Raw genomic sequence first — 18,080 nt, forward strand, 5'->3', positions numbered from 1 at the left:
TGTGGTGGCAAGGGCCTATCGCGTTGCACAATACGCTTCAAGCGAAGAATGCTCGGCGTCTGAAACCAAATCGGTTGAAGCGAAACCGCGCATCCACGACGGGTGTTTTGCCGGGACGCTTCAAGCGGCGGAGGGCACTTCGGAGAGATCGAAATACACCGGCAGGCCGCGCTCGCGCGCCAGGCGCACGTCTTCGTCGGCGCCCTTCGAAGCGCCGGGCAGACGCAGGACCGCATCGCAACGGCGCAGCAGGCGTTCGGCGACGGGATAGGCAAATTCATCATAAATCGGGTCGGAGACACCGGTCGATCCGGCCTGTTTTCCGAGCGGCAGCGCCACCCATTCCCCGATCATCGGGATGTGGCCGGCCCGGAACAGCGGTACCGCGACGCTTTCCAGGCGATCCAGATTGGCGGCCATCTTGTCGGGGTCGTCGTTGGTCCCCGAGCGATAAGGGCCGGCAATGAGGATCAGCATTGATTTTCCATGTTCTGTCATGAGAAGTCCTGATTGTGCACGAATGAAGAGTTTTTTCATACATATTCGTGCAATTTCGTGCAATATCATGAAATGCAGATAGGCAGAAAATGCTGACCAGCCAACGCAAGCGTCTGATCCTCGAGCTTCTGGAGCGTGACGGCGAGGTGGTGGCCAAACGCCTGAGCCGGGATCTGGCGATTTCCGAGGACACGATCCGGCGCGACCTGCGCGAACTCGCGGCTGAAGGCCTGTTGCAGCGCGTGCATGGCGGCGCACTGCCAGCTTCGCCGACAGTAGCCGCGCTGCCCATCCGCAGGGGCATGGCCGTCGAGGCCAAGGCCGTGCTTGGGCGCAAGGCAGCTGAAAGGATCGAGTCCGGTCGAACAGTCATTTTCGATGGAGGCACCACCAATCTTGAAATCGTTCGCCACATACCACCTGACCTCCGCTTCACGGCAGTCACCCATAGTCCGGAGATCGCCGTTGCATTGGAAGGGCATGACGCCGAGGTCGTGCTGATCGGCGGAAAACTGTTTCGGCATTCGATGGTCGCCGTCGGGGCGCTGGCGATTGAAGGAATTGCGCGCATTCGTGCCGACCTCTTGTTCCTCGGGGTCACCGGCGTGCATGCCGAGGAGGGGCTGACGACGGGCGATATCGAGGAAGCGGCGATCAAACGCGCATTGATCGGCCGCGCCGCAGAGACGGTTGTCCTGGCGACAATAGAAAAACTCGGGGCGGTGTCGCCTTGCCTTGTGGCTCCACTCGAAGATGTCACGGCGCTGATCGTCGTGAAGGATACACCAGAGACCGTGACGGCGCCGCTGGCGGCGCGGGGGCTTGCGGTCGTCCGGGCGTGAGGTCAGCCCAGTGCCCGAGCTGGACGAGGGTGTGGGCGGCATGCTGAAGTGACCGTCATGGCCGGTCAGTTTCCATTCCTCATTTCGCGACGCGCAATGCTTGCCGGTATCGGAGCTGCGGGTGCAAATCTGATCGCGCCCGGCCCTGTCCGTGGTCAGTCGACTGCCGGAGTGCTGCCGGTCGATGCCACGTTCCTGTTCATCGCCGACATCCATGCCTGCCGAATGGCGAGCGGACTGAGCCCCAATTGCCTGCAGGAGGGCAAGACCGATGCGGCGCTGCTGCGCCATATCGCGGCGTTGAACGGCATCGGCGACAAGCTTTGGCCAGTCGAGATCAATGGTGTTTCATCTGCCCTGCACTCCGCCGGCGGCCAGATCGGTACGCCACTTGGGGTCGTGGTTGGTGGCGACATGACCGATGATGGCGGCGGTCAGGTGACGCAACCGAGCGAAGGCACCCAACTGCTCCAGTTCAGCCAGCGCTACCAGCAGGGGATCGGGCCGGATCGCGTGCACGTGCCCGTCTATGTCGGTCTTGGCAATCACGATCTCGACCAGAACGGGCCGCCACCGCATGCCGACTGGTACCGGCGCGAACTGCGCGATTATGTCGAGGTCAATCATCGTGCCGGCGTGTTCTTCAAGCCACCGGTGCCGGTGGCCGACTATGACGTCGCCTCCGATTGCTACTCCTGGGATTGGGGCGGATTGCATCTGGTGCAATTGCATCGTTTCGGGGGCGATAAGGCGTTTGGTGCCGAAAGCAGCCTGCCATGGCTGAAACGCAACCTTGCAGCCAACGCGGCGGACAGACGACCCGTGGTGCTATTCCAGCATTATGGCTGGGACAGTTTCTCTCTCGAGCGCTGGGACCCGCAGAGATCCACCTTCGATGACGAAGGCCCCGGCGCGCCACATTGGTGGACCAATGAGGATCGTGAAGCATTGCTGGCGGTGCTCGATGGCTACAATGTCGTGGCGGTCTTTCATGGTCATCAGCATGAAACGCCAATGATCTATCAGCGGGACGGGCTGGATATCGTCAAGCCGAAGGCCAGCTTCATGGGCGGCTTCGCGCTGGTGAGGGTCACTGATGCCGGCATGGACGTGGCGCTCGGTGAAGCAATCGATGATGCCGGCAATGTGGTGTTCACAAACGCGTTGGCGCGCCGCTGGAGAAGCTGAGCATCGACCCTGTCCAGCCAAGGCTGGCGCTCTAGATAGCGTGATGATGCGAGGGCATCTCCAGGAGCAAGAACATGACGACTACGGTTTCCGCGCGTCCTCTCGCGGGCAAGGTGGCTTTGGTCACCGGTGCTTCCTCCGGCATCGGTGAGGCCACGGCGCTGGCGCTCGCAACGGTTGGCGCCGAGGTGGCGATCGTTGCCCGTCGAGCCGATCGCCTGAAGGCGCTCTCCGAAAGAATCGAGAAGGCCGGTGGCAAGGTCTTCGCAATCGAGGCGGATGTTGCGCGGCCTGACAGTGCACAAGGCCTGATCACCGACGTGCTGGCGCATGGCAAACGGCTGGACATCATCGTCAACAATGCCGGCGTCATGCTTTTGGCGCCGGTGTCCGAGGCGAGGCCGGAAGATTGGCGGCAGATGATCGAAGTCAATCTGGTGGCACTGATGGAACTCACACGTGCGGCGCTGCCGCATCTCAAGGAGAGCAGGGGCCATATCGTCAACGTATCCTCAGTGGCAGGCCGCATCGCCAATCCGGGGGCTGCGGGCTATGCTGCGACGAAGTTCGGCGTCGTCGCCTTCTCGGAGGCATTGCGCCGGGAGGTCTATGCCGACAAGGTGCGGGTAACGGTGATTGAGCCAGGCATGGTCGAAACCGAACTCGGCGACCACATCACCAATCCCGGCATGAAGGCCAATCTCGAGCAGCGCCGGGCGGCGATGGAGCCGTTGCGGTCGGAAGACATTGCCGCAGCCGTGCTCTATGCCGTGACGCAGCCGCCTCGCGTCAACGTCAACGAGATCCTGATTCGTCCGACCGATCAGGAGCGATGACGTTCGCGCCGCAGAAAGTACGAAATCTTACCGATCCGTAAGGTGACGGACAGACAGTGGCGAGGCACAGCCACTACCGTTCCCCGAGCCAGCCCGCTTCGCTGGCGAGCAGTGGCCGCGCACGGGGCTTTCAATGAAACAGGTAGGCTGCCTTGCCATAGTAAGGACCGCAGCGCTCCATCATTTTATCATAAAGCCCTGCCACCTCATCGTCGCGCCTTTGGCTGCGCGGTGATGGCTCATTCGCATGCCGGATCGCGACCAGCCGAGGCTTTGCAAACCGGATCCGAACGCATGCGCATCCTTATGTTGGAGGACGACAAGAAAACGGCCGCCTTCGTCGCCAAGGGGCTGAACGAGGCCGGGCATATCTGTGACCATCTGGCCGACGGCCGTGACGCGCTGTTTCAGGCAACCCGCGAAGCCTATGATGTCTTCGTCGTCGACCGCATGACGCCGGGGCTCGACGGGCTTTCCGTCGTGAAATCGCTGCGCGCCGCGGGCGTCATGACGCCGGTGATTTTCCTGACCTCGGTAGGAGGGGTGGATGATCGGGTCGAGGGACTGCAAGCGGGTGCAGACGACTATCTAGTCAAACCCTTCGCCTTTTCCGAGCTTCTGGCGCGCTTGCAGGCGCTTGGTCGCCGTCCGCCAGTGCAGGAGCAGAAGACCGTGCTCAAGGTGGCGGACCTCGAGATGGACCTGGTCAAGCGTCATGTGGCGCGGCAGGGACAGCCCATCGAGCTGCAGCCGCGCGAGTTCCGGCTCCTGGAGGTTCTGATGCGCGGCGAGGGCAGGGTGATCACCCGCACCATGCTGCTGGAGCGGGTCTGGGACTTTCATTTCGATCCCAAGACCAGCGTGGTCGAAACTCATGTCAGCCGTCTGCGCGCCAAGATCGACCGCCCCTTCACGGTGCCGCTGCTCCATACCGTCCGGAACACCGGCTACAGCCTCTATGCGTCCCGCTGAAAGCCTGCTTCGTTCGACGCCATTCCGGCTGGCACTGGCCTTCTCGGCCTTCGTTATTCTCGCTTTCCTGCTGACGGGCGGCATCGTCTACCAGACCATGAGCGCGAACCTTGATCGGCGTCTCGATGATTCCGTCCGGCAAGCCTATTCGATGATCGCGACGACCTATGCCGAGAGCGACGTCGACGACCTCATCATCGCTGTGAACAGCCACGCCGTCGGGAATGCCGGCAATGACCAGCTGATCTCCCTGACCGGCGCCCAAGGCGAGAGCCTGGCCGGCAACCTTTCGGCGATCGACCTGCCCGAGGGGTTCGCCATCGTGCCGGAAGGCACTCCCGGTTTCCCTGAGACGGCGCCATACAGGGCCTATTCGGGCAAGGTCGGCTCGACCAATCTCACCGTTGCACAGAGTTTCAAGGAAACGGAAGAGCTGGAAAGCCTGCTTCTGGCGAGCTTTGTCTGGGCCGCCGCGATTGTCGCCGGTCTCGCCATTGCCGGTGGCGCATTCCTGGCGTCGCGCGTGCAGCGTCGGCTGGATGCGATTGGCGATACGATGGTGGCCGTCTCGCAAGGCAAGCTCGAGGCTCGTATTCCGCAGCTCGGCCGCGACGACGACATCGATGGTGTCTCGATCCAGATCAATGCCGCGCTCGACCGGCTCGGGTCGCTGGTCGAAGGCATGCGGCAGGTCAGCAGCGATATCGCCCATGATCTGAAAACACCACTCAATCGCCTGCACATGATCCTCGACAGTGCCGCCGACAAGGCCGGCAGGCGCGCGGATGTTTCGCTGGATCTCGCCGAGGCACGCGCGGAAAGTTCACAGATCAACGAGACGTTCGATGCGCTGCTGCGTATCGCTCAGATCGAGGCCGGCGCACGCAAGGCGCGTTTCATGCAGCTCGACCTCGCAGAAGTGGTGACATCGGTTGCGGATATCTATGCCGAGGTCGCCAAGGACGACGGCAAGGCGCTGCTCGTCGGGAGTTGCAAGGCTGGCGATATGATCACCGGCGACCGTGAGCTGCTGACGCAGCTTTTCGCCAACCTGATCGAGAACGCCATCCGCCACACCCCGGATGGGACGCGGATCGAAATTTCGGCGAGCCGGCGGACGGATGGCCTTGTCGCCGAGGTACGGGACGATGGCCCCGGCATCCCCAGTGAAGAGCAGGAGAAGGTTTTTCGGCGCCTTTACCGGCTGGACAAGAGCCGCTCGACACCGGGAACCGGCCTTGGGCTGAGCCTGGTCAAGGCAATCGCCGACCTGCACGGCGCCACCGTTTCGATGCAGCCGCGCAATCCTGGCATCGCCGCGGTCGTCGTCTTCCCGATCCCGACGGCTCAGCTGCCGCTGCGATGATCCGCCAGTACGGCATCGATGACCTGTTCCGACAGACGGATCTCTTCGGCGCTTCGGCTGATCTGACCTGAAACCGTGATCATCGCCTTCCACAAGGTCCAGGCGCGGCCGCGTGTCCAGGTGCCGTTATCGAGCGGCAGGGCCTGGCGGAAGGCGTTGCGGCTTCCGTTATCAAACAGCGTCCAGGCGATTGCCAGATCGCAGGCCGGATCGCCAACCGCAGAACTGCCGAAGTCGATGACGGCGCAGAGCTTGCCGTCCTTTACCAGCAGGTTGCCCCACGCAATGTCGCCATGCACCCAGACCGGGGCATGCCTCCATTGCGTTGCGAGCGCTTCTTCCCAGAGCGCATGCGCCGCCTTCGTGTCGATCCGCCCGTCAAGCAGGCGAAGGGCCTCTCTTGTCTGGTCGTCATAGACGGTGAGTGAACCACCCCGGAAATAGTTCTGCGGTCCGGCCGCCGGTCCGTCGGCAGCGTCGATCTGGTGGAGTGCCGTCAGGAAGCCGGCCAGGTCGACGGCAAATTCGTCGACGTCGCCGATGCGCCCGTCCGTCGCCGTCTCTCCTTCCAGCCAGCCGTATATGGACCACGGCCAGGGGTAGCCTTCGCCAGGCTCGCCGAGGGCGAGCGGTGTGGGGATCGGCAAGGGCAGATGTGGCGCCAGCCTGGGGAGCCAATGCTGTTCCCTGATCACCTGCGCGGCATAGCCGGCGGCGCTCGGCAGGCGCACGCTCATCCCATCGCCCAGAAGGAAGGTGCGGTTGTCCCAACCGCCGGGCTCGACCTTGCGGACAGGCAGATTTGCCCAGCGAGGAAACTGCGCGTCGATCAGCCGACGTACCAGCGTCGCATCAATCTCGACCGTGATCTCGGATGTGTCCGACATGGCTATCCCCGATGCGTGCTGACCCTCGCAAAAGAAGAAAGGGCGACATTTCTGCCGCCCTTTCCCGGATATTGCCTGAGAAGGGTAGCCGTAGACGGACTTCGTTAAAAAACCATATCATTGCCGGCACTTACCGGCAGATCGTGAAAATTGTTCCGATGCCGGTAGTGCCACAATCAGCAGCAGAAAACGACTTTCTCAAAGAAAAAGGGCGGCATTTCTGCCGCCCTTCGTAGGCTTGAGCCGTTTGGCTGGGCTTAGAAGTCCATGCCGCCACTCAAGCCCGCTTGCGGGCTTGAGTATTGTCAGCTCATGGGCGTGCTTTATGGATTTTCTTAGAAATCCATGCCGCCCATGCCGCCCATGCCGCCAGGCATGGCCGGAGCTGGAGCGTCCTTCTTCGGAGCTTCGGCGATCATGGCCTCGGTGGTGACCAGCAGGCCGGCAACCGAAGCGGCGTCCTGCAGAGCGGTGCGGACAACCTTGACCGGATCGACGATACCGAAAGCGATCATGTCGCCGTATTCGCCGGTCTGGGCATTGTAGCCGTAGGTCGCGCCCTTGTTCTCGAGCACCTTGCCGGCGACGATCGAAGCTTCAGCGCCTGCATTCGAGGCGATCTGACGGATCGGAGCCTGAAGGGCGCGACGGACGATCGCGATGCCAGCAGCCTGGTCGGCGTTGATGCCGGCCGACTTGATGGCCTGGGTGGCGCGCAGCAGGGCGACGCCGCCGCCCGCAACGATGCCTTCTTCCACCGCAGCGCGGGTGGCGTTCAGGGCGTCGTCGACGCGGTCCTTCTTTTCCTTCACTTCCACTTCGGTCGCACCGCCGACGCGGATGACGGCAACGCCGCCAGCCAGCTTGGCGAGACGCTCCTGGAGCTTCTCACGGTCGTAGTCCGAGGTGGTCTCTTCGATCTGCTGCTTGATCTGGGCAACGCGGCCCTGGATCTCGGCCTTCTTGCCGGCGCCGTCGACGATCGTGGTGTTCTCCTTCTCGATACGGACCTTCTTGGCCCGGCCGAGCATGTTGAGCGTCACGCTTTCGAGCTTGATGCCGAGGTCTTCCGAGATGACCTGGCCACCGGTGAGGATGGCGATGTCTTCCAGCATGGCCTTGCGGCGATCGCCGAAGCCCGGAGCCTTGACGGCAGCGATCTTCAGGCCGCCACGCAGCTTGTTGACGACCAGCGTGGCCAGGGCCTCGCCTTCGACGTCTTCCGAGATGATGAGGAGCGGCTTGGAGGTCTGCACGACGGCCTCGAGAACCGGGAGCATGGCCTGAAGGTTGGACAGCTTCTTCTCGTGCAGGAGGATGTAGGCGTCCTCGAGCTCGGCGATCATCTTGTCCGGGTTGGTGATGAAGTACGGCGATAGGTAGCCGCGGTCGAACTGCATGCCTTCGACGACTTCCAGCTCGGTCTCGGCGGTCTTGGCTTCCTCAACGGTGATGACACCTTCGTTGCCGACCTTCTGCATCGCTTCGGCGATCATCTTGCCGACCGACTCGTCGCCGTTGGCCGAGATGGTGCCGACCTGCGCGACTTCCTCGGAGGTCTTGATCTTCTTCGAAGCCTTGCCGAGGGCGGCAACGACTTCAACCACGGCGAGGTCGATACCGCGCTTCAGGTCCATCGGGTTCATGCCGGCGGCAACCGACTTGGCGCCTTCCTGCACGATCGCCTGGGCGAGAACGGTCGCGGTCGTGGTGCCGTCGCCGGCGATGTCGTTGGTCTTCGAAGCGACTTCGCGGACCATCTGGGCGCCCATGTTCTCGAACTTGTCCTCAAGTTCGATTTCCTTGGCGACGGTGACGCCGTCCTTGGTGATGCGCGGAGCGCCGAACGACTTGTCGATGACGACGTTGCGGCCCTTCGGACCGAGGGTGACCTTCACCGCGTCGGCGAGGATGTTGACGCCGCGCAGCATGCGCTCGCGGGCATCACGGGAGAATTTTACTTCTTTAGCAGCCATTTTTTACTCCTGGGCTTAAGCGCCCGAAATCAAGATTGGATGGTGCGGATGAGACGCCGGTGATCAGCCGATGATGCCCATGATGTCGGATTCCTTCATGATCAGAAGGTCTTCGCCATTGAGCTTCACTTCGGTGCCCGACCACTTGCCGAACAGGACGCGGTCGCCGGCCTTGACATCCAGCGGAACCAGCTTGCCGGCCTCGTCACGAGCGCCCGAGCCGACGGCGATGACTTCGCCTTCCTGCGGCTTTTCCTTGGCGGTGTCGGGGATGATGATCCCGCCAGCCGTCTTTTCTTCGGATTCAACCCGGCGAACGACCACGCGGTCATGAAGCGGGCGGAACTTCGACTTTGCCATTTGATTTCCTCGGTGCGAAAGGTGAGAAAGAATTTCCTCCGTCCGGCCCTGCCGGACCTTCGGTTAGCACTCTCTGTGGGTGAGTGCTAACGTGGCGGTGAGATAATCCCGCCCATCATGAGAGTCAAGGTGCGGCGCGGCATCTGGCCGCATGAAATCGGTGTTTTGTCCCGGCTGCAGTCGTCCCTGCAGCATGCTCGCCGGCCACACCGATCCAGCATGAGCAAAATATGCTAATCTCACGCCGTCCATGAACGGCGGGTGATGGCCATGCCTAATGCGGACTAGGTCTTCGCGGGCTCAATACCGGAAAACTATGATCGCCACATGGTGCCGTTGATTTTTGAGCCATATGCCGTGGATCTCGCACGACGCATTGTTTCCCTCTCGCCCGGCGCTGTTTTGGAAATCGCTGCTGGCACCGGAGCGGTCACCCGCGCGCTGGCGCCACAATTGTCTCCTGATGCCAGATATGTGGTGACCGATCTCAACCAGCCGATGCTGGACTACGCTGCCTCGAGGCAAGGGCCAGACAGCCGTGTCACCTGGCTGCAGGCAGACGCCCTGGCGTTGCCTTTCGCGGATGCCGCCTTCGATCTCGTTTGCTGTCAATTCGGGGCGATGTTCTTCCCAGACCGCGTCGCGGCCTATCGCGAGGCAAAACGCGTGCTGGGGCCCGGTGGGCATTTCCTGTTCAGCGTATGGGATCGCATCGAGGAGAATGTTCTTGCGAATGATGTGACGAACGCTCTCGCCCAAGTTTTTCCAGACGACCCACCGCGTTTCCTGGCACGCACGCCACACGGCTATCACGACAAGGAACAGATCCGCCGTGACGTGGAGCGCGCGGGGTTCTCTCGCGTCGAAATCGATACAAGGGCGGAGCAGAGCCGTGCATCCTCGCCGCTGCTTCCCGCCGTCGCCTATTGCAAGGGAACCGTGCTGCGCACGGAAATCGAGGCCAGGGATGCAGGAAAACTGGACGCTGCCACCGACCATGTCGCAAGGGTGATTGCGGAAAGGCATGGGCAGGGTGAGGTTGCCGCCAAGATCCAGGCCCACATCGTCGTGGCCACGGCCTGATCTAGTCGAAAAATGCGCGCAACTGGCCGTGAATGATCGATTTGTAATCGTCGATCGTGCGTTGTCCCTGCATTCCATCCTGTGTCAGCGCCAATCGCACCACGCCACCGGCGAGCTGGAAGAACAGGAACACCATGCACCTGAATTCCTCCTGCCGCTGTGCTTTCAACAGATGGACGACTTTGTCGCAGAAGATGTTCGCCTGGTGATGTGTTTCGGCGATGTCGAGATTCTGCAGCGCCTTGTCGGCCTGGATGGCATGCTGCAGATCTAGGATGGCGGGATCGCCAGCGACGCGTTCGTAGTAGTCGTCGAGCATCCTGTCTGAAGCCGCGATCATGCTTTCCAGCCCATCGATGCCGGCAGCGATATCCCGCTGTCGCGTGCGCGTGACTTCCGAGAAGCGTTCGTAAAGCGTGGCCAGGATCGCCGATTTGTTCGGGAAATAGTGATAGACGGTGGCAATCGGGCCGCCCGCCAGCGCGCCGACTTCTTTCATGGTGACGGCGTCGATACCTTTTTCGCCGATCAGCCGCTTGGCGGTGGCCAGGATGGCATCGATGCGCTCGCGGCTGCGTTCCTGCTTCGGCCGGCGCCGCAACTGCGACCCGGCGGCTGTAGGCTTGGGCTGTTTCATGAGCCGGCTGTCCACACTCTGATGGATCCTCGTCACCAAATCCGCATTGACAAGAAAGATGATTATGTATCAGTTTTCAAGATGCTGATTGATTGTCAGCTTTTGGCTTGAGGCAACGGACGTTGGGAGGCGCCTGTGGACTCGACGAATTCCGCGCATGCTGCAGACGGAGACTGGCTCGTTGGCAATCCGACACAACGGCAGCTCGCCGCAGCTTTGTGGATCGGTTCGGTTGGCCTGCTTGTTCTCGGGCTGCAGCCGGTTCTGCTCGGCGCGCTCTTCACGCAAGGCCATGTCAGCGGCGATGAGCTGGCCCTGGTGGCAACCGCGGAGCTGATCACCATCGGTATCGGCTCGGCTGTCGTGGCAATGGCGCTCCCGGCGCGCAACATGCGCGGGAAGAGCACGATCCTGCTCTTGCTCCTGGCGCTGGCCAATGTGTGGACAGCCTATGCTGCGAGCGCGAACACGCTGATTGCTGCTCGCGCCTTGGCTGGCTTGGCCGAAGGCGGCCTGGTGGCGGTGGCGACCGAACTGATCGCGCGCTCGCGCAGAGCGGAGCGCATCGGCGGTTATTTCGTGTCGCTGCAGACCCTGGCCCAATGCGTTCTGGCGCTGTTGCTGGCACTCGCCGTGATCCCGGCCTCTGGTGCAGGCGGCGGGTTCGTCACGCTGGCTGTGGTCTGCGTGCTCTCACTCGCGGTTGCCCGTGCGGTGCCGGATGAATATGCGGACCTTCCAAAAGACGAGCGTTTCTCGAATGTGCTGACGCCTGGCGCCATCACCGCGCTGCTTTCCATCTTCTGCTACTTCATGTTCTTCGGTTCGGTGTGGGCCTTCCTGGAGCCGCTCGGCGCACAATATGGCATCGACGGCCGCACGGTCGGTCTGATCGTCTCGGCCAGTCTCGCCGCGCAGATACTCGGTGCGATAACGGCAACCGTCTTCGAGGCGCGCATCGACTATCGGCTCGCTATCGTGAGTGTCGGGGTGGTTGCCGTGCTTGCCTGCACGGTTCTGGCCAGTGGTCCGGCCCTGACCACCTTCTGGGCAGCCGCGCTGGCCATGGGTTTCATTCTGCTCTTCATCGTTCCCTACCAGATACGGTTGGCCATCACTTCCGACGAGACCCGCACGGCGGCGCTGCTGGTGCCGGCAGCGCAACTGTTCGGGCTGGCACTCGGGCCGGTCGCTGCCTCATTGCTCATCGACGAAGGCGATTTCCGTGCCGTCCCGGAATTCGCCGCGGCCAGCGTCATTGCCTCCGTGGTTCTGCTTGGTCTGTTTGTCGCTCTGTCGCGTCGCCGCGCAGCGGCCTGAAGCGGGGATCGCTGATGATCAAGCCGATGCGCTGGACGAACTGGTCGGGCTTTGTCGCAGGCTTTCCGCAGCAGATATCGACCCCAGAGAGCCTCGACGGCGTCGCCGAGGCGGTGAAGACCGCACCAGGTCCGCTCCGCGTCGTCGGGGCAGGGCACTCCTTCACGCCACTTGCCAGTACCGATGGCACAATGCTGTCGCTGGAAAAGTTCGAAGGGCTGGTTTCGCATGACAAGGCCGCCGCCGTCGCGCGCGTTCGTGCGGGTACCAGGCTCGGTTCGCTGATGCCGCAGCTGCAGGAGGTCGGCCAGGGTCTGCCCAATATGGGCGACATCGACAAGCAGGCAATCGGCGGTGCGCTCGGCACCGCGACGCACGGATCGGGCCGCATGCTCGGTGCCTATCACACGCAGCTCCAGGCGACACAGTTCATCGACGGGCGAGGCGAGTTGCGCGAACTGACGCTGGAGAAGGATCGCGACATGATCCATGCCACAGGTGTGGCGCTCGGAAGCTTCGGAGTGTTGACGGAAGTCGCGTTGAAGAACATCCCGACCTACAGACTGCACCGGCGCAAATGGGTGCTGCCGATCAAGGAAATGCTGGAGCAGTTCGAGCCAATGATGGGCGCGCACCGGTCCGCCGAATTCTACTATGTTCCCTTTTCCGGCCATGCGCAGTTCATCGCGAGCGACCTGTCAGACAAGCCGGTCAGCCCAAGACCGCCGGAAGAAGATGAGGAAGGCCTGGCTACGCTGCGCAAGCTGCGCACGGCGCTGCGTTGGGCACCGTGGCTACGCGGATTGATCATCCGCTCCGTCATGGCCAGGTTGCCGGCGGAGGATTACGTGCAGGATTGGCTCAATGTCTACGCCAGCGACCGCCGCACCCGTTTCAACGAAATGGAATATCACCTGCCTTTCGAGGAAGGACCCAAGGCGTTGGCCGAAATCATCGAGCTGACGGAAAAGCACTTTCCGGAGGTCTATTTCCCGATGGAGGTCCGTTCTGTCGCTGCCGATGAATTCTGGCTGAGCCCCTTCTACAGGCGGCCGACCTGCTCGATTGCGATCCATCATGATGCGGCCAGCGATCCGCTGCCCTTCATGCACGCGGCGGAGCCGATTTTCCGCAAATATGGCGGGCGCCCGCATTGGGGAAAGATGCACGGCCTGAAGGCTGTGGATTTCCAGGCGCTCTATCCGCGCTGGAACGATGCGATGGACGTGCGCCGCGACATCGATCCGCATGGTCGTTTCGTTTCGCCTTATATGGCAGACCTGTTCGGGTTGACGTGATGGATGGCTATTTTCAGACCATGACGGCGGCGTTGCGTGAAGCCGGCCTGTTCAGGCCCAGCCTTGTGCTGGACCGCGATCGGCTCGACGGCAATGTTTCGCTGACCCGGCAGAAGCTGGCGCCTGAACTCGCGCTCCGGCTGGTCGACAAGTCGCTGGCTTGCCTGCCACTGCTTTCGCGCGTTGCCGATGCCTTGGGCTCGTCGCGGTTCATGACCTTCCACCTCCCGATCAGCGAGGCTGTTCTCAAGGCCTTTCCAAAGGCGGACCTGCTGTTCGGCAAGCCGATGCCGATCGAAGCGGCCCGGCAGGCTCTCGCGCGCAAGGACGATGAGTGGAGGCGCGTCTGCTGGCTGATCGACACGGAAGCGCGGCTTGAGCAATATAGGGTGATGGCCGAGGCGCTGGGCTGTGAGCTGCGTATTGCCTTCGAGGTTGATATCGGCCTGCATCGCGGCGGCATTGCTGAACCGGGAGCGCTGTCCCTGGCGCTGCAGCGGGTACGCCAGCATCCCTTGCTGCGCTGCGAAGGTATCATGGGCTACGAGGCGCATGCGCCACATATTCCGAACCTGTTCGGTGGGCCGGAAAAAGCGTTGGCGCAATCGGTCGCCGCATTCCAGGCTTTCGTCGCTTGTCTCGGGCCCGACGAGCGGCAGATCCTGAACACCGGTGGCTCGAAAACCGCGCTATTGCATGGGGCGCGGACGCAGGCGAACGAAGTGTCGATCGGTTCGGCATTCGTGCTGCCGAGCGACTTCGATACCGCTGGCCTTGCCGGCTTCCGGCCGGCGGCGTTCATCGCGACGCCGGTGTTGAAGGTGGTGGAAGCGCAACTGCCGGGCCCGGCTTTCGTTGGCCGGGCGCTGCAAGTGCTTGGCCGGTTTCCACGTCGCGGCTGCTACATCTATGGCGGCAAGTGGATGGCGAAGCCGGTCTTTCCCGAAGGAGCACGGGAGGAGGCTACACTCGGTCAGTCCTCCAACCAGCAGTTCATGGCACTGCCAGCCGATGCGATGCTCCAGCCGGACGATTTTTTCTTTCTGCGTCCCACACAGTCCGAATTCGTCCTGCAGCAGTTCGGCACCATCGCAGTGTTTTCGCAGGGACATGTCATCGAACAATGGCCGGTTTTGCCGGTGGGTTGACGCCGTCGCCATGAAAAGCCCCGTGATAGGGCTTGATGGTTGCCTCAGGCATTTATATATTTGACTCAGTCAACAATTCCGTTGACGCAGTCCACTGATGCCATCGAGGTTCCCATGTCTGCTTTTTCCAGCCCGAATGACGAGCAGGTTGCCTGCGTGCGCGCCTTCAACCGCTTTTACACGCGTCAGATCGGCCTGCTGGAGGAGGTGCTGTTAAAGAGCCCGTTTTCACTGAGCGAGGCGCGGGTGCTGTTCGACCTGGCCCAGCGCGACGGCCAGAGCGCCGCAGAGCTCGGACGTGAGCTTGGGCTCGATGCCGGCTATCTCAGCCGCATGCTCAAGAAGTTCGAGGAACGCGGGTTGGTGCTGCGTCAGGCGCAGGCTGACGATGCCAGGCAATCGGCAATCGCGCTGACCGATGCGGGCAGGCGGACATTCGCCGGCCTGGATGAAGCCTCCAGCAATGAAGTCAGCACGATGCTGGACCGGCTGCCAGCTGAGCGTCGCGAGACGCTGGTGACGGCGATGATGACGATCATGCGGCTGTTGGGTGACGAGACTGAGCCCAAGGTGCCCTATATCCTGCGGCCGCTGCAGACTGGTGATGTCGGCTGGATCACCCACCGGCAAGGCCTGCTTTACGCGCAGGAGCATGGCTGGGACGAAACCTATGAGGCGTTGGTTGCCGAAATCCTGGTCGGTTTCGTCAGGGCGTATGACCCGAAGAAAGAGCGTGCCTGGGTCGCGGAGCGCAATGGAGAGGTGGTTGGGTCGATCTTCGCCGTGCACCAATCCGACGACGTGGCGAAGCTCAGGCTGCTTTACGTCGAGCCATCCGCGCGCGGACTTGGCATCGGCAGGCGACTGGTGGATGAATGCATCGCATTCGCCCGCTCGCGAGGCTACCAGACGCTGACCTTGTGGACCAACGACATTCTTGTTGCCGCGCGACGCATCTATCAGGACGCAGGCTTCAAGCTGGCCAAGGAGGAGCGCCACACGTCCTTTGGCAAGGAACTGGTCGGCCAGATCTGGAACCTGGAGCTCTAGGCGGATCGAGTGCGTACGGTCCGGTTCGCAACATTGTTCCGTTCTTGCGGGAGCCAAGCGCATGACCGTACCCGCGCCGACCGCGTACGAGGCATCGCTTTGCTTTTCCCGCTCGAGCTGAAGCGCGACACTTCGAACATTCGATGCAGTCGGGCTGGAGATGAGTGATGGCTTTCCGTTTCAAGGACGTTTTCGACAACACGCAAAGTGCACTTGGCGCCGACGCCAGCCAGGCTACGGTTGCCTTCCAGGCGCGTTCCGAGCTTGCCGACGGGTTCCGTTCGAATGTGGCGATCCGCCAGTTCAGTGTCGCTGTCGACGAACCGCCTGCGCTGGCCGGTCAGGATACGGCCCCAAACCCGGTCGAGTACATCCTGGCGGCGCTCGGTTCATGCCAGGAGATCACGTACCGCCTTTACGCTGACGCACTTGGCATTCCGCTCGACAGCGTGTCGGTGCAGTTGAGCGGCGATATCGACCTGCGCGGTTTCTTCGATGTCGACCCGGAGGTTCGGCCGGGCTATCAGCGCATCAGCGCCGAGGTCCACCTGGACAGCCCGGCCCCGGAAGCCGATATCGCCCGGCTCAAGGAAACCGTCGACCGCCATTGTCCTGTCCTCGATATTCTTCGCAACCCGACCCCGGTCGATTTGCGGCTCACCACAAAGGTGCGGCAGGTGGCGGCGGAGTAAGGCGCTAAGCTCAGCCAGCGAACTACCTGGCCTTAGTCCAGTTTGAGAATTTGTCAGGGTCGAGCTGCGAGGTTCGGCCCTTTTCCCATGCCGCCGTGCGTATGCCCTTCTGTCAGGATGTTCTCGTGTACGCGCATGGCTGTCATGCAAATTTGCCTGATCACGTCTTGTGTGACCGGCTTGAATAGTAAGCATGCTTATTATATCTCACGCTCATGACTTCGAACACGGAACATACGCTTGGCTTTCTGGTCCACACAGTGGGCCGGCTGTTGCGCAAGCGGCTGGAGCAGATGGCGATCGATACGCATCTTTCCGCCGCCCAGTGGCGGCTGCTGTTCTGGGTCGCGAAGGAAGAAGGCACGACCCAGGCCCGTATTGCCGAGTTTCTCGAAATCGAGCCGATCAGCGTTTCACGCATGCTCGATCGCATGGAGCAGGGCGGCTGGGTCGAACGCCGGGCTGATGTCAATGATCGTCGCGTGCGTGCGATTTTTCTGACTGAGCTCGGGCGGGAAGCCTTTGTCTACGTGAAGAGTTTTGTCGGTGAAGTCACCGAAGAAGCTTTCGCCGGCATATCGAAGGCCGACCAGAAGATCATCATGCAGGGGCTCGAGAGGGTCATCGAGAACCTGAACAACAACATAACGTCCTCCCAAGACGTTGAAGACGGCACCGAAGCCAAGACCTTAGAAAGTGCACCCCAATGAACGCCGTGTCCAAGATCGATGAGAAAGATGCTGCCAAGCTCGATATGGAACAGCCGACCCCGGCTGCCCAGCCGGCCATAGCGGCGCCGCCTCCGGTGGAAACGCTTGCGGTGCCGCAGAAGAAGAAGTCCCGCAGCCTTCGCTTCTTCCTGATGGTTTCGGTGCCGCTCATCCTGGTTGCGGCCGGCGGCTATTATTACGTGACCGGTGGTCGCTACGAAGAGACCGAAAACGCCAACCTGCAGCAGGCGACGCTTTCGATCGCTGCCAATGTTCCGGGCCGGATCGTCGAAGTGAATGTCGCCGACAACAAGCCGGTCAAAAAGGGCGACGTGCTGTTCGCCGTCGACCCCGAACCCTACAAGATAGCACTTGCACAGGCCGATGCTGCGGTTGCCAATGCACGGCTCGGTGTCGAGCAGTTGCGTTCCGCCTACAGGCAGGCTCAGGCCAAGGAATTGTCGGCGTCGAGTGAAGTCACCTACGCGCAGTCGCAATATGATCGTGCCGTCGACCTGGTGAAGAAGGGCATCAACCCGCAATCCACCCTCGACCAGACCCGCAATGACCTTGATAAGGCCAAGCAGGATCTCTCCGTCGCGGTCCAGGGCATCGACAGCGCCAAGGCAGCTCTTGACGGCAATCCGGATATTGTCACCGACCAGCATCCGACCGTGCTTGCAGCGCTTGCTGCACGCGACAAGGCTGCTTTCGACCTTTCCCAGGCGACGGTAAGGGCGCCCGATGATGGTGTTGCCTACAAAGCCGCGTCCTTCCGCGTCGGCCAGTATGTCGGCGTCGGCACGCCGCTGTTCGCGCTTGTCGAGACCGGCGATACCTGGATCGATGCCAACTTCAAGGAAACGCAGCTGACACGCATGAAGCCGGGTCAGAAGGCCGAGGTTGTGCTCGACACCTATCCGGACAAGACCTTCGAGGCGACGGTCCAGGCCATCGGCGCCGGTACCGGCGCGCAGTTCTCGCTGCTGCCGGCACAGAATGCCACCGGCAACTGGGTCAAGGTCACGCAACGCATTCCCGTGCGCCTGCAGCTCGACGACAAGAATGCCGAGCTCGCGCTGCGCGCCGGCATGAGCGCTTCCGTCACCGTTGACACCGGGGTCTCGCGCGGTTTCGGCGGCCTGTTCGGCAAGGCTTTCGCGGGCGAGGCCAAGTAAGACGGCTCGATAGAGCCGGAACGCATTTTTACAAAGAGG

Annotated in this window: 18 protein-coding genes; 13 read left to right on the forward strand and 5 right to left on the reverse strand. The window is 61.9% G+C overall.

Annotation, left to right across the window (positions count from 1 at the left end; all coding sequences use genetic code 11):
* Positions 1-120 precede the first annotated feature (120 nt).
* Positions 121-477 (reverse strand): DUF4406 domain-containing protein, encoded by a 357-nt coding sequence (locus ACFWYE_RS02350; RefSeq protein WP_379073027.1) that lies wholly within the window; start codon positions 475-477, stop codon positions 121-123.
* A 110-nt stretch (positions 478-587) separates the two neighbouring features.
* Between ACFWYE_RS02350 and ACFWYE_RS02355 the strand changes: the two genes are divergently transcribed.
* The 5 genes from ACFWYE_RS02355 (at position 588) to ACFWYE_RS02375 (ending at position 5,702) form a co-directional block, all read left to right on the forward strand.
* Entirely contained in the window at positions 588-1,340 is a 753-nt protein-coding gene (locus tag ACFWYE_RS02355) for a DeoR/GlpR family DNA-binding transcription regulator (RefSeq protein WP_379109338.1), read from the forward strand.
* A gap of 57 nt (positions 1,341-1,397) precedes the next feature.
* Entirely contained in the window at positions 1,398-2,528 is a 1,131-nt protein-coding gene (locus ACFWYE_RS02360; RefSeq protein WP_379109340.1) for a metallophosphoesterase, read from the forward strand.
* Positions 2,529-2,602: 74 nt separating this feature from the next.
* Complete coding sequence (locus ACFWYE_RS02365) at positions 2,603-3,364, forward strand: SDR family NAD(P)-dependent oxidoreductase (protein WP_379109342.1); 762 nt, start codon at positions 2,603-2,605, stop codon at positions 3,362-3,364.
* Positions 3,365-3,658: 294 nt separating this feature from the next.
* A complete protein-coding gene (locus ACFWYE_RS02370; RefSeq protein ID WP_379070384.1) occupies positions 3,659-4,336 on the forward strand; it encodes a winged helix-turn-helix domain-containing protein in 678 nt (225 codons plus the stop codon).
* A complete protein-coding gene (locus ACFWYE_RS02375; RefSeq protein WP_379109344.1) occupies positions 4,323-5,702 on the forward strand; it encodes an ATP-binding protein in 1,380 nt (459 codons plus the stop codon). The genes ACFWYE_RS02370 and ACFWYE_RS02375 overlap by 14 nt, the downstream gene beginning before the upstream one ends.
* Here the strand turns inward: ACFWYE_RS02375 and ACFWYE_RS02380 are convergent.
* From ACFWYE_RS02380 to groES, 3 genes are all read right to left on the reverse strand, one after another.
* On the reverse strand, positions 5,684-6,589 hold the full coding sequence (locus ACFWYE_RS02380) for an aminoglycoside phosphotransferase family protein (protein WP_379109346.1): 906 nt from the start codon (positions 6,587-6,589) through the stop codon (positions 5,684-5,686). The genes ACFWYE_RS02375 and ACFWYE_RS02380 overlap by 19 nt on opposite strands.
* A gap of 335 nt (positions 6,590-6,924) precedes the next feature.
* The gene (groL, locus tag ACFWYE_RS02385) at positions 6,925-8,565 is read right to left on the reverse strand and encodes a chaperonin GroEL (protein ID WP_129414757.1); all 1,641 of its coding nucleotides are present in this window, start codon (positions 8,563-8,565) and stop codon (positions 6,925-6,927) included.
* 63 nt (positions 8,566-8,628) lie between these two features.
* Positions 8,629-8,925, reverse strand: a complete 297-nt coding sequence (groES, locus tag ACFWYE_RS02390; protein WP_019173599.1) for a co-chaperone GroES — start codon at positions 8,923-8,925, stop codon at positions 8,629-8,631.
* A gap of 327 nt (positions 8,926-9,252) precedes the next feature.
* On the opposite strand from groES, the gene ACFWYE_RS02395 reads away from it, so the two are divergent.
* Positions 9,253-10,008, forward strand: coding sequence for a class I SAM-dependent methyltransferase (locus ACFWYE_RS02395; protein ID WP_379109347.1), 756 nt, complete (start codon positions 9,253-9,255; stop codon positions 10,006-10,008).
* A gap of 1 nt (position 10,009) precedes the next feature.
* Here the strand turns inward: ACFWYE_RS02395 and ACFWYE_RS02400 are convergent, their stop codons facing one another.
* Positions 10,010-10,645: a TetR family transcriptional regulator gene (locus ACFWYE_RS02400; protein ID WP_379109349.1), complete on the reverse strand. Its 636-nt coding sequence runs from the start codon at positions 10,643-10,645 to the stop codon at positions 10,010-10,012.
* Positions 10,646-10,780: 135 nt separating this feature from the next.
* Between ACFWYE_RS02400 and ACFWYE_RS02405 the strand changes: the two genes are divergently transcribed.
* The 7 genes from ACFWYE_RS02405 to ACFWYE_RS02435 all read left to right on the forward strand — a co-directional run bounded on the left by ACFWYE_RS02405 (position 10,781) and on the right by ACFWYE_RS02435 (position 18,041).
* Complete coding sequence (locus ACFWYE_RS02405; RefSeq protein ID WP_379109351.1) at positions 10,781-11,965, forward strand: MFS transporter; 1,185 nt, start codon at positions 10,781-10,783, stop codon at positions 11,963-11,965.
* A gap of 14 nt (positions 11,966-11,979) precedes the next feature.
* Positions 11,980-13,263 carry a D-arabinono-1,4-lactone oxidase gene (locus ACFWYE_RS02410; RefSeq protein WP_379109353.1) on the forward strand — a complete coding sequence of 428 codons (1,284 nt, stop codon included), beginning with the start codon at positions 11,980-11,982 and terminating at the stop codon, positions 13,261-13,263.
* Positions 13,263-14,411 carry an alanine racemase gene (locus ACFWYE_RS02415; protein ID WP_379109355.1) on the forward strand — a complete coding sequence of 383 codons (1,149 nt, stop codon included), beginning with the start codon at positions 13,263-13,265 and terminating at the stop codon, positions 14,409-14,411. Before ACFWYE_RS02410 ends, ACFWYE_RS02415 begins: the two co-directional genes overlap by 1 nt.
* Positions 14,412-14,525: 114 nt before the next feature.
* Positions 14,526-15,461, forward strand: a complete 936-nt coding sequence (locus ACFWYE_RS02420) for a GNAT family N-acetyltransferase (RefSeq protein WP_379109356.1) — start codon at positions 14,526-14,528, stop codon at positions 15,459-15,461.
* Between the two features lie 167 nt (positions 15,462-15,628).
* Positions 15,629-16,153 carry an OsmC family protein gene (locus tag ACFWYE_RS02425; RefSeq protein WP_379109358.1) on the forward strand — a complete coding sequence of 175 codons (525 nt, stop codon included), beginning with the start codon at positions 15,629-15,631 and terminating at the stop codon, positions 16,151-16,153.
* 272 nt (positions 16,154-16,425) lie between these two features.
* Entirely contained in the window at positions 16,426-16,863 is a 438-nt protein-coding gene (locus ACFWYE_RS02430) for a MarR family winged helix-turn-helix transcriptional regulator (protein WP_379070416.1), read from the forward strand.
* Positions 16,860-18,041, forward strand: a complete 1,182-nt coding sequence (locus tag ACFWYE_RS02435) for an efflux RND transporter periplasmic adaptor subunit (RefSeq protein ID WP_379109360.1) — start codon at positions 16,860-16,862, stop codon at positions 18,039-18,041. Before ACFWYE_RS02430 ends, ACFWYE_RS02435 begins: the two co-directional genes overlap by 4 nt.
* Positions 18,042-18,080 lie beyond the last annotated feature (39 nt).

The sequence above is a fragment of the Mesorhizobium sp. NPDC059025 genome (genome assembly GCF_042739655.1).
GTDB lineage: Bacteria > Pseudomonadota > Alphaproteobacteria > Rhizobiales > Rhizobiaceae > Mesorhizobium.

Bases quoted from the DNA above. Each gene is read 5' to 3' on its own strand.
- ACFWYE_RS02420 (WP_379109356.1), top strand. From the start codon at position 14,526: ATGTCTGCTTTTTCCAGCCCGAATGACGAGCAGGTTGCCTGCGTGCGC.
- ACFWYE_RS02370 (WP_379070384.1), top strand. From the start codon at position 3,659: ATGCGCATCCTTATGTTGGAGGACGACAAGAAAACGGCCGCCTTCGTC.
- ACFWYE_RS02425 (WP_379109358.1), top strand. From the start codon at position 15,629: ATGGCTTTCCGTTTCAAGGACGTTTTCGACAACACGCAAAGTGCACTT.
- groL (WP_129414757.1), bottom strand. From the start codon at position 8,565: ATGGCTGCTAAAGAAGTAAAATTCTCCCGTGATGCCCGCGAGCGCATG.
- ACFWYE_RS02365 (WP_379109342.1), top strand. From the start codon at position 2,603: ATGACGACTACGGTTTCCGCGCGTCCTCTCGCGGGCAAGGTGGCTTTG.
- ACFWYE_RS02360 (WP_379109340.1), top strand. From the start codon at position 1,398: ATGGCCGGTCAGTTTCCATTCCTCATTTCGCGACGCGCAATGCTTGCC.
- ACFWYE_RS02355 (WP_379109338.1), top strand. From the start codon at position 588: ATGCTGACCAGCCAACGCAAGCGTCTGATCCTCGAGCTTCTGGAGCGT.
- ACFWYE_RS02435 (WP_379109360.1), top strand. From the start codon at position 16,860: ATGAACGCCGTGTCCAAGATCGATGAGAAAGATGCTGCCAAGCTCGAT.
- ACFWYE_RS02395 (WP_379109347.1), top strand. From the start codon at position 9,253: ATGGTGCCGTTGATTTTTGAGCCATATGCCGTGGATCTCGCACGACGC.
- groES (WP_019173599.1), bottom strand. From the start codon at position 8,925: ATGGCAAAGTCGAAGTTCCGCCCGCTTCATGACCGCGTGGTCGTTCGC.
- ACFWYE_RS02380 (WP_379109346.1), bottom strand. From the start codon at position 6,589: ATGTCGGACACATCCGAGATCACGGTCGAGATTGATGCGACGCTGGTA.
- ACFWYE_RS02350 (WP_379073027.1), bottom strand. From the start codon at position 477: ATGCTGATCCTCATTGCCGGCCCTTATCGCTCGGGGACCAACGACGAC.
- ACFWYE_RS02415 (WP_379109355.1), top strand. From the start codon at position 13,263: ATGGATGGCTATTTTCAGACCATGACGGCGGCGTTGCGTGAAGCCGGC.
- ACFWYE_RS02410 (WP_379109353.1), top strand. From the start codon at position 11,980: ATGATCAAGCCGATGCGCTGGACGAACTGGTCGGGCTTTGTCGCAGGC.
- ACFWYE_RS02400 (WP_379109349.1), bottom strand. From the start codon at position 10,645: ATGAAACAGCCCAAGCCTACAGCCGCCGGGTCGCAGTTGCGGCGCCGG.
- ACFWYE_RS02375 (WP_379109344.1), top strand. From the start codon at position 4,323: ATGCGTCCCGCTGAAAGCCTGCTTCGTTCGACGCCATTCCGGCTGGCA.